Origin of the sequence: Ensifer sp. ENS02 (assembly GCF_014851885.1) — a bacterium.
GTDB classification, from domain to species: domain Bacteria; phylum Pseudomonadota; class Alphaproteobacteria; order Rhizobiales; family Rhizobiaceae; genus Ensifer; species Ensifer adhaerens.
The window spans coordinates 1-255 of sequence record NZ_JACVAO010000100.1 but is presented as its reverse complement, the minus strand read 5'-3'; the positions used below and the strand labels follow the sequence as shown (position 1 = coordinate 255).

The window sequence follows — 255 nt, the reverse complement described above, 5'->3', positions numbered from 1 at the left end:
AGGTGAAGAAATCGGCGATCTGCGGTACCGACGTGCACATCTGGAACTGGGACCAGTGGGCGCAAAAAACCATTCCGGTGCCGATGGTCGTTGGTCACGAGTTCATGGGCGAGATCGCCGAGGTCGGATCGGCCGTCACCAAGTACCATGTCGGCGAGCGCGTCTCGGGCGAGGGCCATATCGTCTGCGGCAAGTGCCGCAACTGCCGGGCCGGCCGCGGGCATCTGTGCCGCAACACGCTCGGCGTCGGCGTCA

At 64.7% G+C, this 255-nt stretch carries 1 protein-coding gene; it reads left to right on the top strand.

Translation table 11 applies throughout. The features are described 5' to 3' along the window. On the top strand, positions 1-255 hold a 255-nt coding region (locus IB262_RS36860; protein ID WP_192494599.1), incomplete at both ends, for an alcohol dehydrogenase catalytic domain-containing protein.